General features: G+C 59.5%; 16 protein-coding genes and 1 pseudogene. 13 read left to right on the top strand and 4 right to left on the bottom strand.

What is annotated here, in order from left to right:
* The first annotated feature begins 5 nt into the window (after nucleotides 1-5).
* From CHEJ32_RS0115220 to CHEJ32_RS0115235, 4 genes are all read left to right on the top strand, one after another.
* The gene (locus tag CHEJ32_RS0115220; protein ID WP_028034563.1) at nucleotides 6-1,034 is read left to right on the top strand and encodes a glucokinase; all 1,029 of its coding nucleotides are present in this window, start codon (nucleotides 6-8) and stop codon (nucleotides 1,032-1,034) included.
* Between the two features lie 114 nt (nucleotides 1,035-1,148).
* Nucleotides 1,149-2,981: an ABC transporter ATP-binding protein gene (locus tag CHEJ32_RS24955; protein ID WP_034658580.1), complete on the top strand. Its 1,833-nt coding sequence runs from the start codon at nucleotides 1,149-1,151 to the stop codon at nucleotides 2,979-2,981.
* A complete protein-coding gene (dapB, locus tag CHEJ32_RS0115230) occupies nucleotides 2,981-3,811 on the top strand; it encodes a 4-hydroxy-tetrahydrodipicolinate reductase (RefSeq protein ID WP_028034564.1) in 831 nt (276 codons plus the stop codon). Before CHEJ32_RS24955 ends, dapB begins: the two co-directional genes overlap by 1 nt.
* 12 nt (nucleotides 3,812-3,823) lie before the next feature.
* A complete protein-coding gene (locus tag CHEJ32_RS0115235; protein ID WP_028034565.1) occupies nucleotides 3,824-4,444 on the top strand; it encodes a 2,3-bisphosphoglycerate-dependent phosphoglycerate mutase in 621 nt (206 codons plus the stop codon).
* 19 nt (nucleotides 4,445-4,463) lie between these two features.
* Here the strand turns inward: CHEJ32_RS0115235 and CHEJ32_RS0115240 are convergent, their stop codons facing one another.
* On the bottom strand, nucleotides 4,464-5,174 hold the full coding sequence (locus CHEJ32_RS0115240; protein WP_028034566.1) for an SMP-30/gluconolactonase/LRE family protein: 711 nt from the start codon (nucleotides 5,172-5,174) through the stop codon (nucleotides 4,464-4,466).
* Nucleotides 5,171-5,938, bottom strand: coding sequence for an SDR family NAD(P)-dependent oxidoreductase (locus tag CHEJ32_RS0115245; RefSeq protein WP_028034567.1), 768 nt, complete (start codon nucleotides 5,936-5,938; stop codon nucleotides 5,171-5,173). Before CHEJ32_RS0115245 ends, CHEJ32_RS0115240 begins: the two co-directional genes overlap by 4 nt.
* Nucleotides 5,939-6,116: 178 nt before the next feature.
* Here CHEJ32_RS0115245 and gshB point away from each other — a divergent pair, with 178 nt between their 5' ends.
* The 7 genes and pseudogenes from gshB (at nucleotide 6,117) to CHEJ32_RS0115280 (ending at nucleotide 11,153) form a co-directional block, all read left to right on the top strand.
* Nucleotides 6,117-7,073 carry a glutathione synthase gene (gene gshB, locus CHEJ32_RS0115250; protein WP_028034568.1) on the top strand — a complete coding sequence of 319 codons (957 nt, stop codon included), beginning with the start codon at nucleotides 6,117-6,119 and terminating at the stop codon, nucleotides 7,071-7,073.
* 158 nt (nucleotides 7,074-7,231) lie between these two features.
* On the top strand, nucleotides 7,232-8,323 hold the full coding sequence (locus CHEJ32_RS0115255; protein ID WP_028034569.1) for a GNAT family N-acetyltransferase: 1,092 nt from the start codon (nucleotides 7,232-7,234) through the stop codon (nucleotides 8,321-8,323).
* 109 nt (nucleotides 8,324-8,432) lie between these two features.
* Nucleotides 8,433-8,669: pseudogene (locus CHEJ32_RS24960) on the top strand (magnesium chelatase domain-containing protein); the annotation flags it as partial.
* A gap of 61 nt (nucleotides 8,670-8,730) precedes the next feature.
* A complete protein-coding gene (locus CHEJ32_RS0115265; RefSeq protein WP_245261123.1) occupies nucleotides 8,731-9,579 on the top strand; it encodes a DNA-processing protein DprA in 849 nt (282 codons plus the stop codon).
* A complete protein-coding gene (locus CHEJ32_RS0115270) occupies nucleotides 9,569-10,252 on the top strand; it encodes a hypothetical protein (protein ID WP_028034571.1) in 684 nt (227 codons plus the stop codon). The genes CHEJ32_RS0115265 and CHEJ32_RS0115270 overlap by 11 nt, the downstream gene beginning before the upstream one ends.
* Nucleotides 10,253-10,481: 229 nt before the next feature.
* Complete coding sequence (locus CHEJ32_RS0115275) at nucleotides 10,482-10,820, top strand: hypothetical protein (RefSeq protein ID WP_028034572.1); 339 nt, start codon at nucleotides 10,482-10,484, stop codon at nucleotides 10,818-10,820.
* Nucleotides 10,821-10,841: 21 nt separating this feature from the next.
* Nucleotides 10,842-11,153 (top strand): hypothetical protein, encoded by a 312-nt coding sequence (locus CHEJ32_RS0115280; RefSeq protein ID WP_028034573.1) that lies wholly within the window; start codon nucleotides 10,842-10,844, stop codon nucleotides 11,151-11,153.
* Between the two features lie 41 nt (nucleotides 11,154-11,194).
* Here the strand turns inward: CHEJ32_RS0115280 and CHEJ32_RS24965 are convergent, their stop codons facing one another.
* Together CHEJ32_RS24965 and CHEJ32_RS27190 are read right to left on the bottom strand one after the other, a co-directional pair.
* Complete coding sequence (locus tag CHEJ32_RS24965; RefSeq protein ID WP_034658581.1) at nucleotides 11,195-11,404, bottom strand: hypothetical protein; 210 nt, start codon at nucleotides 11,402-11,404, stop codon at nucleotides 11,195-11,197.
* Nucleotides 11,401-11,976: a hypothetical protein gene (locus CHEJ32_RS27190; protein WP_156936711.1), complete on the bottom strand. Its 576-nt coding sequence runs from the start codon at nucleotides 11,974-11,976 to the stop codon at nucleotides 11,401-11,403. The genes CHEJ32_RS24965 and CHEJ32_RS27190 overlap by 4 nt, the downstream gene beginning before the upstream one ends.
* A 474-nt stretch (nucleotides 11,977-12,450) precedes the next feature.
* Between CHEJ32_RS27190 and CHEJ32_RS0115295 the strand changes: the two genes are divergently transcribed.
* Together CHEJ32_RS0115295 and CHEJ32_RS27920 are read left to right on the top strand one after the other, a co-directional pair.
* Complete coding sequence (locus CHEJ32_RS0115295; protein WP_028034575.1) at nucleotides 12,451-12,819, top strand: hypothetical protein; 369 nt, start codon at nucleotides 12,451-12,453, stop codon at nucleotides 12,817-12,819.
* Between the two features lie 444 nt (nucleotides 12,820-13,263).
* On the top strand, nucleotides 13,264-13,413 hold a 150-nt coding region (locus CHEJ32_RS27920; RefSeq protein ID WP_198023876.1), incomplete at its 3' end, for a porin.

Raw genomic sequence — 13,413 nt, forward strand, 5'->3', positions numbered from 1 at the left:
GCCCGATGGCATATTCCACCGATCATGATGTGGTGCTCGATTTCCCGATCCTGATCGGCGATATCGGGGGCACCAATGCGCGTTTCGCGATTGTGGTCGATTCCTACGCCGAGCCCAAGGAATTCCCGGTGGTCCAGACGGCGGAATTTCCCACGGTGGAGGACGCGATCCAGTCCGCCATTCTGGACCAGACCCATCTCATTCCGCGCTCCGCCGTTCTGGCGGTTGCCGGCCCGGTCGACGGTGATGAGATAGACCTGACCAACTCCCATTGGATTGTCCGCCCGCGCGAGATGATGGCCAATCTTGGCTTTAGCGACGTCGTGGTGCTCAACGATTTTGAGGCTCAGGCCTTGGCAGTCGTGGCGCTTGGCGAGGAGCATCTGGAGAAAATCGGCGGCGGGAATGCGGAGACCGTCGGGAGCCGCGTCGTGCTCGGCCCCGGAACCGGCCTCGGTGTCGCCGGGCTCGTGCACGCTCGCCGGACCTGGATCCCCATTCCCGGGGAGGGTGGCCATGTGGATCTCGGGCCGCGAACGGCTCGGGATGAGCAGATTTTTCCGCATCTGGAACGCATCGGCGGGCGGGTCTCCGGCGAGCAGGTGCTTTGCGGACGCGGCCTCGTCAATCTCTACCTCGCCATCGTCAAAGCAGACGGCAAGGAGCCTAAGCTTTCGACGCCCGCCGAAATCACGACGGCAGGCCTTGCCGGGACCGATGAGGCGGCGGTGGAGACGCTCGATCTGTTTGTCACCTATCTGGGGCGCCTCGCGGGAGACCTCGGCCTCGTTTTCATGAGCCGGGGCGGCGTGTTCCTCACCGGCGGCATCGCCCAGAAGATCGTGCCTGCGTTGAAGAACGGGCTGTTCCGCGCCGCATTCGAGGACAAGGCGCCGCACAACGCGCTGATGGCCGCCATGCCTGTCTACGTCATCACGCATCCGATGGCGGCGCTGCACGGCCTTGCGGCCTATGCGCGCACGCCCGCCCGCTTCGGCGTGGAGACGGCGGGCCGGCGCTGGCGCTTGCGCTGAGCGAAGCTCCGCCTGTTGCTCACCTGCGATTGCATCTGTGCCGTTGATCAGGCATAGGGCTGCTGCGAGCGAAAGCGCCTGCTCCAGAGCGGGCTCAGCGATACGGACGGTCAGTTGGGCGAGAGGCAGCGGAAAGCCGAAGCAGGCGAGATCATAGCGGTGATCCGCCGCGTGCTTGCGGAAAACGGCCGCGATTTCATCCCGCAATATCTGCTGGCCGGGTTGTGCATGCTGGCGATCGCCGGCACCACCGCCTTCAGCGCGTGGATCATGAAATACATCATCGACGACGTCTTCTATCGCCAGCAATGGGAGCTCGTTGGAGTCATCTGCGCGGCTATCATCGCGGCCTTTGCACTGCGCGGTTTCGCGACCTATGGCCAGGCGGTGCTGCTCGCGAAGGTGGGCAACAATATCGTTGCGCGATATCAGCGGCGCATCTTTGATCACCTGATGCGGCTCGACATAGCCTTTTTCACCACGACGCGCTCGGGCCAGCTCGCAGCGCAGGTTGCCCAGAACGTAACCGGTATTCGCGACCTCCTGAATATGACGCTCGCCGCGGTTGCCCGGGATCTCGTCTCGCTGGTAGGTCTGGTCGGGGTCATGATCCTTCAGGACCCGGTGCTCTCGCTGTCGGCTCTGATTATCGGTCCGCCTCTCATCTACACCGTCAACTATCTGATGCGGAGGCTCAGGCGCGTCACACGCGAGGCCGTCGAGATCAACTCTCGGCTACTCGGCGCGATGCAGGAGGCGGTTCAGGGCATTTCGATCATCAAGGCATTCACGATGGAAGAGGTGCTTGCCTGCAAAATTGCGCATCTGATCCAGAATGCCGAAGCCCGCTCCAACAAGATCGCGCGCGTGTCGGAGCGGCTGAACCCGATCAGCGAGGTTTTAGCGGGTTTCGCCATTGCAGCCGTCATCGCTTATGCGGGGTGGCGTGCGGCTACCCATGCGGAGCCGCCTGGAAATGTCTTCGCCTTCATCACGGCCCTTCTGCTCGCCTATGATCCCGCCCGGCGCCTTGCGCGCGTGCAGGTGGGCCTTGAGCGGGCGCTCGTCAACGCCAGGATGATCTACGAAATCCTCGATCTTGAGCCGCAGCAAGGTGATGCGCAGGACGCAAAACCGCTGGAGGTAGCCACCGGAAACGTGCGCTTTACGGATGTGCGTTTTTCCTATGCCGATGGCCAATCCGTGTTGCACGGCGTGAGCTTCGAGGCGAAGGCCGGCCGGACCACGGCGATCGTCGGTCCATCCGGCGCCGGGAAATCCACGCTTTTTGCGCTTGTCCAGCGCTTCTACGATGTCGATGCGGGAAAGATCACGATCGACGGGCAGGACATCTCGAAGGTGACGAAGCGCTCACTGCGTTCCAACATCGCCTATGTTTCGCAGCATCCTTATCTCTTCGAAGGGACGATCCGCGATAATATCCGATACGGGCGGCCGGATGCGACCGATGACGAGGTGGTGGAGGCTGCGCGTCTCGCCAATGCCGAGGAATTCATCCTCCAGCAGCCGCAGGGTTACGACACGCTGGTGGGCGAAAACGGCGTGACGCTCTCCGGCGGACAGCGCCAGCGCATCTCCATCGCCCGTGCGCTGGTGCGCAACGCACCTGTCCTTCTCCTGGACGAGGCGACCTCCGCGCTCGACAACGAATCGGAAGCAAAGGTCCAGCAGGCACTGGAACGTGCCATGGCAAAGCGTACGACGCTGGTCATCGCGCATCGTCTTTCCACTGTCGTGAATTCCGATCACATCGTGGTGCTGGAGGAAGGGCAGCTTGTGGAAGAGGGTACCCATCGGTCCCTTATTGCCCTGGATGGGATCTATGCCCGGTTCTATCGCATGCAGACGGAAAGGGCGGAGAACCTTCTGGAAGGTGCGGTGGAAATAGAGGATACAGCGATCGAGGAAACGGGAGGCCGCGGCTGATGAGTGACATGGGTCTTGTGGTGGTTGGCGCCGGCGGGCGGATGGGCCAGACCCTTATCCGCACCGTCCACGTCACGGAAGGCGCCACTGTCGTGGGTGCGGTAGAACGCCCCGGCTCGCCTTATCTCGGCCGGGACGTAGGCGAGCTCGCCGGCATCGGGACGATCAATGTCGAAATAGGCGACGATCCCCTTGCGGCCTTTGCAAAGGCGGATGGAGTGCTGGACTTCACCACGCCGCAGGCGTCGGTGGAATTCGCGGGCTATGCCGCCCAGGCCCGCATAGCCCATGTGATCGGCACAACGGGATTTTCCCCTGAGGAGGAGGAGGCGATCGCCGCCGCCGCTCGGCACGCCACCATCGTGAAATCGGGCAATATGAGCCTTGGCGTGAACCTGCTTTCGATGCTCGTGGAGCAAGCGGCCCGCGCGCTAGATGCGGGCGATTTCGACATCGAGATCGTTGAGATGCATCATCGCCACAAGGTGGATGCACCATCTGGAACGGCATTGCTCCTGGGCGAAGCCGCTGCGGAAGGCCGTGGCGTGGATCTTGCGGAGGAAAGCGTTCGGGTGCGCGACGGTCATACCGGCCCCCGCCGGGAAGGCTCGATCGGCTTTGCCACGCTTCGCGGCGGCTCGGTCGTGGGCGAGCACTCCGTCATCTTTGCCGGTCTCGGGGAGCGCATCATCCTCTCGCATCTCGCGGAGGACCGCACCATCTTCGCCCGTGGAGCCGTCAAGGCGGCGCTTTGGGCGCATGGGAGGAAGCCGGGGCTCTACTCCATGCGCGATGTATTGGGTTCTACCGAAAATACCGTCCAAGCCTGATAGGGAAGAACAATGTCCGGAACGCTTATTCTCGTCCGCCACGGCCAGAGCGAATGGAACCTGAAGAATCTGTTCACCGGCTGGCGCGATCCCGGCCTTACCGAGCTTGGCCATGAAGAGGCAAAGTCGGCCGGGCGCAAGATCAAGGAGAGGGGGCTGAGGCCGGACATCGCCTTCACTTCCGCCCTGTCGCGTGCCCAGGTTACAAACGACCACATCCTGGAGGTGCTCGGCATCTCTGCATTGGAGACGATCCGCGACCAGGCACTCAACGAGCGGGATTACGGTGACCTTTCGGGTCTCAACAAAGACGATGCTCGCCAGAAATGGGGCGAGGAGCAGGTGCATATCTGGCGCCGCTCTTACGACGTGCCCCCGCCTGGCGGCGAGAGCCTGCGCGACACCGGCGCGCGCGTCTGGCCGTATTACCTGCGCATGATCCTTCCGCAGGTGCTGCGCGGCAAAACCGTATTGGTGAGTGCCCATGGCAACTCGCTTCGGTCTCTGGTGATGGTGCTGGACGGCCTGAGCGGAGAAGAAGTCGTCAAGGTGGAGCTCGCGACCGGCGTCCCGATCGTCTACCGGCTCAATCCGGACTCCACCGTCGCCTCCAAGGAGATCCTGGAGGGGTGATCGGATCTCGCCCGGCTGTTCAGAGCAGCACGGGCGGATCAAGCCTGCCGTTGATTTCCAGGTCGAGCAGAAAGAGCTTTCCCGCTTGCGGGTCGGCCTTGCGCTCGTCCTCGTCCATCCCTTCATAGGCCGAGGTCGCTGCAAGCCTGTTCGCCTCGCGGCCGATGAAAACAGGACAGGATATCTGCCGCGCGGGCATGGGGACCGAACGGATAAGTTCGCCTCGCGGGCTCCAGGCATCGATCCTGCCGCCGCCCCAGCGGGCGTTCCAGAGAATGCCTTCGGCGTCGACCACCGAACCATCCATGCTGCCCGACCTCTCCCGCCCCTCAATCGTGAGCACGGGGTCGTCCACCGGCCGTCCCGTTTCAGGGTCGCAGGCAACGCGATAGAGCCGGTTTTCGTGCGTGTCCGAGAAATAGCCGATCGTTCCGTCGGGGGAGAAGCAGATCGAGTTCGGGACCGTGATATGCGAGAACAGCCGTCGCACCTCTCCCTTGAAGAACCAATAGATCGCGCCCGCCTGCCGCCGCTCGTCGACATCGGCCAGTGCGCTTGCCATCACCGGCAGGTCGTGGACGACCGTTTCCATTCCGGAAAGGGGCTTTTCGAAAAGCTTACGCTGGAGAATGTCGAACCAGAAGAGGGTATCCGTCCGCGCATCATAAGCGGGTCCTTCGCCCAGCATGCAGGCGATGTCGGACAGGACCGAGACCGCGACGTCGCTCATAAATATCCTCCGTCGACGATGAGTGTCTGCGCGGTGATGGCGCTCGAAGCCTCGGAAGCCAGGAAGAGACATGGACCCACCATATCCTCCTCCCGGAGCGCCCTTTTCAGGCACTGCCGTCCAATGAAGTCCTCAAGACCGTCATCAGTGACCCAGAGTTCCTTCTGGCGTTCCGTCAGCACCCAGCCGGGGGCGATGGCGTTGACCCGGATGCCGAATTCGCCCAGTGCGCCTGCCAAGCCCTTGGTGAGCCCGACAATGCCTCCCTTGGCTGCGGTGTAGGACGGCATTTCGCCATTGTTGATCATGTAGGAGATGGACGTGAAATTGACGATCGAGCCGCGCCCTGCAGCCTTCATTCCAGGCACCACGGCCTGAACGGCAAAAAACTGCGGGCGAAGATTGATGGCCTGATTGTTGTCCCAGTAATCCGGCGTCACGTCCTCGATTGCATGGCGGTCGTCCCTGGCCGCATTGTTGACCAGAACGGTCACGGCGCCGTTCGCCTCCGCCGCCTGGGCCGCTGCCTTGCGCAAAGCGGATATGTCTCGGAGATCGGCGTGAAGGAAGAGCGGCGCGCGGTGCAGTTCGGATTGAAGCCTGTCGCAGAGCTGGCGGCTTTCATCCTCGGCAATGTCGATGAACGCCACCCTGGCTCCTTGCCGCAGGAAACCTTCGGTCAGGGCCGCTCCGATGCCCGAGCCGCCGCCGGTGATCAGCACCGAAGCACCATCGAGATCCGGAAATTGTCCATTAGATGCCATCTCGAAGAGCTCCTCTTGTCAGCTCAGCTTATTGATAGCCGATGATGCAGCCAAGTGAATAACCCAATGCGGGCCGATCGGTTCATCTTGCCCGCCTCATTCGCTCAGTGTGCTTGACAGCCAGACCACGGCGGCGTCATCTGCCCGCGAATCCGTTCCGCAACCGCCGGAGTCTTTCATGTCGCTTCGCGTCGCCATCCAAATGGATCATGTCTCGACGATCTCGATCGCCGGGGACACCACATTTGCGCTCGCCCTGGAGGCTCAACGCCGCGGCCACGAGTTATGGCACTATACGCCCGACAGGCTGTTCCAACGTGGCGACAAGGCCTATGCCACCGTCGAAGCACTGACCGTGCGCGACCAAGTCGGCAGCCATTTTTCCCTAGGCGCGCCGGAAAGGATCGACCTGTCGCAGATGGATGTCGTTCTTCTGCGCCAGGACCCGCCCTTCGACATGAATTATATCACCACGACGCATATACTGGAGCGGATCCACCCGAAGACCCTGGTCGTCAACGACCCCGTCTGGGTGCGCAACAGCCCGGAAAAGATTTTCGTAACGGAGTTTCCGGACCTGATGCCGGATACGCTGATCACGCGCGACCCGAAGGAGGTGGATGCGTTCCGCAGGGAGTATGGCGATATCATCGTGAAGCCGCTCTATGGGAACGGGGGCGCGGGCATATTCCACCTCGCCGAGGCGGATCGCAATCTCGCCTCCTTGCTCGAGCTCTTCACGCAAATGTTCCGCGAGCCTTTCATCGTGCAACGCTATCTGAAGGAGGTGCGCGGAGGCGACAAGCGTATCATCCTCATCGAGGGCGAGCCGGTGGGGGCCATCAATCGTGTGCCGGCGGAGCATGATTCGCGCTCGAACATGCATGTGGGAGGGCGTGCGGAGCCAACCGAAATTACTGAACGGGAGCGTGAAATCTGCGCCCGCATTGGTCCTGCGTTGCGTGAACGCGGCTTCGTGCTCGTCGGAATAGACGTGATCGGCGACTACCTTACTGAGATCAATGTGACGTCGCCCACCGGCGTGCGCGAAGTGCAACGGTTTGGTGGAGCCGATATCGCTTCCCTTTTCTGGGATGCTGTCGAAGCACGGCGCACAGCGGTCCCCAATCCTTAGAGCCCGTCCCGTCTTCTCCTGGGCTGGAATTCCGCTTCTGCCTCGATCCTCCAGTTTCGGCGATCGTTATGTATTCATAAACTCGGGACGTGAAATAAACTTCGCGCTTTCCTCAAGAGTGGGCATCCGGCGCATGGCCGCCGGTCGGGGCGAAGGACATGTCGATCGTGGACAATATGCACGCGACCTATACTGTCGAGGTGGACAGTATAGAGAACACGGCATGGGACGAAATCGTCAGCCGCTTCGCGGATGCCCACCACGAGCAGACGGCCTGTTATGCATCGCGACATTGGAAAGGGCGCGACAGCCACCTCCTCCTGCGCAAAGGCGGCGAGGCCGTCGCCGGGGCGCGGGTCACCATTTTCAAGATCCCCATTCTGGGTCGTGGGCTGGCCTTTGTTCGCTTTGGCCCATTCTGGCGCGCGGAAGGGCGCGATGCAGATCCCGCGATCTATCGCGCCGTGATCGAAGCTTTGGTCAAGGAATATGCCGTTTCGCGCGGCAACTGCCTGACGATCCTACCTCGACCAAGCCCTGATTTTCAGGATCAGGAATATGCGTTTCTGCGCGATATGGGCTTCACCCGCCGCCGCGATATGCTGGACGCGGAGCGCTATTTCGTCGACCTCTCGCTTTCCGAAGAGGCGCAGATGAAGAGCTTCAGCCAGAACTGGCGCTACAATCTGCGCCAGGCTCTTCGCACACCACTGGAAATCCGCTTTTCGGATAGCCAAGAGGATGCCGAGACGTTCGCAGCGCTTTACCAGGAAATGATGTCGCGCAAAGGCTTCGACAGTGCGACCCCGGTTCACATGACGAGCGCCCTCATCGCTGGTCTGCCGCCCCGGCTGAAGCCGAGACTAGCGCTTGCCTTTCACGAGGGCCACCTCCTTGCCGGTGCTACGATCGGCCTGTTCGGTGATACCGCCTATTATATGTTCGGCGCGACTTCCTCTGCCGCACTGCAGCTCAATGCGGGATATGCGTTGCAATGGTCGATCATTCGCCGGCTGGGAGCTGAGGGATTCAGGTGGTACGATCTCGGGGGCGCTGCGCACGAACCCGGCCTGCGCCACTTCAAGAAGGGGCTCGCGGGCAGAGCCGGGCGGATCGTCACCATGGAAGGCGAGTATGATTTCTGGACAGACCCTCTGGGCAGGCTTGCAGCAGATGCTGTCTTCGGCGCGCGCTATCTAAGACGCTTGAGGCGATATGGCGCCAAATATGGCCGGTTGCCCGCGACCTGACCGCCTTTGCTCGCCTCAAAGTTTGTTCCCTTCATGTTCTTGATCTGATCTGCAACTTGTGGTTCATTGCTTCCGCGGGCCAGGGGAGGCCGGCTAGGGGGGCTTGTCAATGGTATCGCGTGTGCGCACGATCGCATTCGAGGGGATCGAGGCGGTTGCCGTCGACGTGCAGGTAATGGTCGCGCCGGGCAAGATGGGTATCCAGATTGTCGGCCTCGGCGACAAGGCGGTGGCGGAGAGCCGCGAGCGCGTGCAGGCTGCGCTTCATGCCTCCGGGCTCTCCATGCCGCCCAAACGCGTCACCGTGAATCTTGCCCCGGCCGATTTGCCGAAGGAGGGCAGCTACAACGCAGGGAAATCTCAATGAGTTCAAAGTATTACCTAGACATTATACCGGCGCTCACAAAATGCTCACCATTGATAATCAAAAATATAATCTGAATTTCTCCTTGACTGATTCCTTGCGCACACGAACTTCGATAGAATCAGGGTGGATCTATGGAGAGGACATGCTTGCTCGCGAACAACGATTGGCCCCAAAGGGGCCGACGAGCCGCTACCGGCCTCCGACGTCGGTACGCACGGTCACGCTCCAAAGTGTTTTGCGGTCATTTGGCCGCAGTGTCGGATCAGATCGTCAGTTAGACCTTCTGAGAAGCTACGGTGAAAAGGACATTTTCTTACATTACGCCGGCGATCTCAATTTGCTGGAGCGGAAAACTGTATCCATCGTCGGCACGCGGGACGTTTCCGATGATGGACGTCGACGCGCGTCTAGGCTTGGACGGGAACTCGCCGCTTCCGGCATTCTCGTAATGAGTGGCCTTGCAAAGGGCGTCGACCGCGCGGCTCACGTCGCGGCGATCGAAGCGGGTGGCTTTACTGCTGCGGTCATAGGAACGCCTGTGACAAAGGCCTATCCGATCGAAAACAAGGCCCTGCAGGAGGAGATATACTCCCAGCACTTATTGATATCACCCTTCGCTCCCGGCGAGCCGGTATTCAAGGGCAATTTCCCGAAACGAAACAGGGTGATGGCGCTCCTGAGTGATGCGACTGTCATCGTGGAAGCATCGGATACATCGGGAACGCTCCATCAAGCGGCTGAGTGTCAGCGGCAGGGGCGATGGCTTTTTATCATGCGCGCCGTCGCGGAGGACACGCGTCTGTCGTGGCCGAGAAAGTTCCTAGATCACCCGAGGACTCGGATTCTCGCCTGTACCGGCGATTTACTTGGCGCGCTGGATGATGCCTGAGATCGTTGTATCGACCTTTATTCGCCACAATACGTCACATGACATCCAGCGGAACGAGGATGAATGGGCTGCGATCCACGCCAAGAAGATTATCAAGGGCGAACCTCTCGCACCGAAAGCCCGCTTTATGTGGCCTCTTCGTTCAGGCTACAATTATCAGATAAAGGAAAACACTAGGTCGACTTTCGAAGCCGATGTGCTCGCGCGTTTTGCTGACCACATAACCGCGAACCATGCTGGAGCTGTCATAGTACCCGTCCCGAATGGCGACGGGGCGGTGGGTGTGCAATCCCCCTTCCGCACCCTGCAATTGGCGCGCATGCTAGCGGCTAACAGCCCGCACCTGTCGGCCATGGACGCGCTTCGATGGCATGAGCCGATGGGAAAGGCTCACAAGAAGGAACGCCGGCGTGATGTCGATGCCCATATGGCTGCGCTTCGGATTATGACGGATTGCCCGCGCGACGTTATAGTCTTCGATGATGTAGTCACTTCCGGTTCGCAGCTATGCGCAGCAAAACTGAAGTTGGAAGAGGCAGGTTTTAACGTGTTGGCTCTGTATGCGATTTTTGACGTCATAGATGAGGGCGAGCGAGGTTCAGCCCCAGGTTGGCGACAAGTTACCCGCAATCCAACGCGAATAGCGGATTTGTTTGAATCAGTGGACATATAGCCAAGGCTTCAGATCAGCCCTTCGCATGCGGGGCAGTGCGATACCTACCCGGCAAGTTGGCATGCTTAGCGGCTCCGCTCAGATAATAACCGGTCGAATCCCCATTATCACCAGGCAGATCGCTGCCCCCGGGTGCCCATCTCCCGCTAGCCGGCACTTGCTTTCGTTTTAAGGTTGCGCCACCATGGCGGGATTAGGGGCTTGTTGGGTTTCGTAAGGGGGGACCTTCATGAAAAGATCGGCTTTTCTAGCCGTGGCGTTTGCCGCGGTACTTTCTGCATGCGCGAAAACGCCAGATAGCATTTCTGCTGCGTACGTCAGCGAGGTTGGCTATCACGCTTGGAGCTGCCAGCAGTTGGGCGAGGAACAACTTCGCCTCTCCTCAGCCTACGCCACTGCCGCCAAGCAACAGCAACAGGCGCGCTCGAACGACATCGCCGGTGTGATACTTATCGGGCTACCTGTCTCGTCACTATCTGGCGACAACATCGCTCCAGAGATCGCAAGACTGAAGGGCGAGCAAGAGGCTGTCCGGCGGGCCATGATCACAAAGAGCTGCGGCAAGTGATGCGATTGCTGGGAGCGCAGAATGAAACCGTATGCTTTGGCTTGGACGCTTTTCGCAGCAACTACGGCAATAGCGACCGCGCAGTCGAATCCGATGGGCGCCGCCACCGGATTGGTTACAATCCTCTCCGCTGAAGAGAAATGCGGCTACGCGATCGACCAGGCTAAGCTGGAAGAGTACTTCGTAAAATCCGGTGTCGCGGCCGATCCTAGCCTGCTCGCCTTTATCGACAGCGGCGTGAGCCTGAACCGCCGAAGAAATGAAGAGCCGACTGCAAGCATCTGCACTATGGCGAGAGCGACGGCCGAGCAGGTGGGTATTCTTGCCGAGTGAGGCAAAGGCGCCGGCCGGATGAAATGCCCGACCGGCCTGGCTCAGCGCATTGCCCTCGCCTTGCGTCGAGCTCGCTCAGCAATGAGGTAGAACCGGGGGATTTCGTCTGAGGTCCAGGTGAGTTCCGCCTCGCGATCATGCTGCTCTTCGAGGGGCTCCGGTTCGAGGTCAGGATCACCGTCGATGTCATCGAGGAGATTGATAAGACGCTCGATTGCATCCTCAACTTGTTGGCGCCAGAAGGTCTTCACAGCTCGCTCCACTCGATTGTGAGTTCACCTTCCATCATCTCCACCGCCTTCCGAATATGTTTGAGCGCAATTCGTCGCGCGGGGCTCCACCGCTGAAACTGTTGACCTGAACCACACGCTTCATCGAGTTCTGCCCGGGTCATATTCAGATCAAATGCACGACGTAATATGTCATCCATAAGTCTGTTGCCCGTCGACGGTGGAGGACGGCGCCCATACGTGATGCCGAGATATCTAAGGCGGTTCGTCACCTGTAATGGTGAGAGGCCAAGTTCTCGCGCGATTTCTTTTTGAGAAACAAACTCGCGCACCCGACGCTTCAGGAGCGCCGTCTGTTCGGACGTCCAATGATGGATCGGCTTGCGTAAATTGCACTTTGTCGCAAAGCTTCGGATAGCATGTATTGTCCTGTGGGGGAGCAGTTGTTGGATCGTCGCTACATCCGGCCAATGGCTGACTACAATTTCATGCTCTTTCAGCGTCCAATCCTTGCTCCTTCGAACTAGGGGTCGGGCGCGATATGAAGATGCTCCATTTGTGATGGCATGTCTGGATTCTGCGGGAGTATACATCTGTGCTCCTCCTGATCACTGATGCCCCGCCCGCAGACATAGGATGACGCTTTGAGCTTTCAGCGCACGTCTGAAATCTGCTTGTTCCCGCTAACCTCAGTTTCCCAGGGAGTATCCTGTGCAGTTCTTGCGCGACAACGCCAGGTTCTGGGGAGAAGATAGTGGAAAGCTGACGCGGTATGCCATCGCATACGCTACCGGCTAAGGCTGCTCATCCCGCCAGATCACTCTATCGAGGTCTCAGGTGTTCGCGATGGGTGTAGCCGGCCGCTGGTTTGGGTGAGAATGCCGAGCGGCGGCCGGCCAGGTCTTGCTACGGGAAGGATATGCCCTCCCCTGGCACCCTCGAAAGACTGTGAGCTGGTGCGGGTAACAAGTTGCTATGCCAGCGCATTAAAAAGGTGACTGGCGCTCCCTTGACCTCAAGTATGGTTGATATCCTACGTACCCTTCGTTCAAAGACGGAGGTCTAGAATGTCCGACCAACTACTCTTCCGAAACGTAATGAAGATCACTGCCGGTAGGCGGGAACCATTTTGCGCAGCCGTGCGGCAGGCGATCGAGTTTGTAGAGCAGCATGGACCCCAGTTAATGGTTCGAACGTTCATTGATGATGAGGCCATGCGAGCGGTCAGTTTTCAGCTGTACAGGAATTCAGCTGACGTATTGCGGCATTGGGAGCTTTCGGATCCTTACATCCAAGCAGTGTCGCAGCATTGCACCGTTGAGGCTTTTGAGGTCTACGGCACCCCGAGCAAAGAAGTCATTGCTGGCCTATCTCAATTCCTCAGTGACGGCCGCGGGCTCATTGTTAAGCCGCTCGTGGGATTTTCTCGCTTTTAGTTCGAGAACGCAGGACCTGTGCCTCTAGCGGTATATTTTGCCAGGCATTTCGCACCAGACCGCGCCTTCGCTAAAGGGCGCGGTCTCCGCCGCAGCATTTCAGGAAATATTTTTATGCTCGTACGAAGACACCATTCAGCCTTGTGTCGCGAACGCGGCTTGAGGCTGAATGGTAGACTCGACTGGAGATCGAGCGCGCGCACTACATCACAGGATATTTTGCCTGTCTATTCATGTTAAATTTTTCGACCATCTGGTCGAAATTCTTCTCGTGTTATTTTTATCACACCAACTCCAAATGGAACTGCCCAACGATATCCTGGAGTTGCTTTTTCGGTATGTGGCGGCGATTAAGCCCCTGCGAAAGGGCGGGGTGACTCGCATTTTCGGGGGGGTCTGATTGTGGACTCTGTATTTTCGTGAATGTACTTTTGGAGGTCAGAAATGAACATCAAGAGCCTTTTGATTGGCTCCGCGGCTCTTTCAGCAGTCGCGACGGGCGCCCAGGCGGCCGATGCCATCGTGGTTCCGGAGCCGGAGCCGATGGAATATGTGCGCGTCTGCGACGTCTACGGCGCAGGCTTCTTCTACATT

The organism is Chelativorans sp. J32, assembly GCF_000518985.1.
Classification (GTDB): Bacteria; Pseudomonadota; Alphaproteobacteria; order Rhizobiales; family Rhizobiaceae; genus Chelativorans.

Excerpts from the sequence above, each read along its gene's own strand:
- CHEJ32_RS0115220 (WP_028034563.1), top strand. The coding sequence starts at position 6 with ATGGCATATTCCACCGATCATGATGTGGTGCTCGATTTCCCGATCCTG.
- dapB (WP_028034564.1), top strand. The coding sequence starts at position 2,981 with ATGAGTGACATGGGTCTTGTGGTGGTTGGCGCCGGCGGGCGGATGGGC.
- CHEJ32_RS0115235 (WP_028034565.1), top strand. The coding sequence starts at position 3,824 with ATGTCCGGAACGCTTATTCTCGTCCGCCACGGCCAGAGCGAATGGAAC.
- CHEJ32_RS0115240 (WP_028034566.1), bottom strand. The coding sequence starts at position 5,174 with ATGAGCGACGTCGCGGTCTCGGTCCTGTCCGACATCGCCTGCATGCTG.
- CHEJ32_RS0115245 (WP_028034567.1), bottom strand. The coding sequence starts at position 5,938 with ATGGCATCTAATGGACAATTTCCGGATCTCGATGGTGCTTCGGTGCTG.
- gshB (WP_028034568.1), top strand. The coding sequence starts at position 6,117 with ATGTCGCTTCGCGTCGCCATCCAAATGGATCATGTCTCGACGATCTCG.
- CHEJ32_RS0115255 (WP_028034569.1), top strand. The coding sequence starts at position 7,232 with ATGTCGATCGTGGACAATATGCACGCGACCTATACTGTCGAGGTGGAC.
- CHEJ32_RS0115265 (WP_245261123.1), top strand. The coding sequence starts at position 8,731 with ATGCTCACCATTGATAATCAAAAATATAATCTGAATTTCTCCTTGACT.
- CHEJ32_RS0115270 (WP_028034571.1), top strand. The coding sequence starts at position 9,569 with ATGATGCCTGAGATCGTTGTATCGACCTTTATTCGCCACAATACGTCA.
- CHEJ32_RS0115275 (WP_028034572.1), top strand. The coding sequence starts at position 10,482 with ATGAAAAGATCGGCTTTTCTAGCCGTGGCGTTTGCCGCGGTACTTTCT.
- CHEJ32_RS0115280 (WP_028034573.1), top strand. The coding sequence starts at position 10,842 with ATGAAACCGTATGCTTTGGCTTGGACGCTTTTCGCAGCAACTACGGCA.
- CHEJ32_RS27190 (WP_156936711.1), bottom strand. The coding sequence starts at position 11,976 with ATGTATACTCCCGCAGAATCCAGACATGCCATCACAAATGGAGCATCT.
- CHEJ32_RS0115295 (WP_028034575.1), top strand. The coding sequence starts at position 12,451 with ATGTCCGACCAACTACTCTTCCGAAACGTAATGAAGATCACTGCCGGT.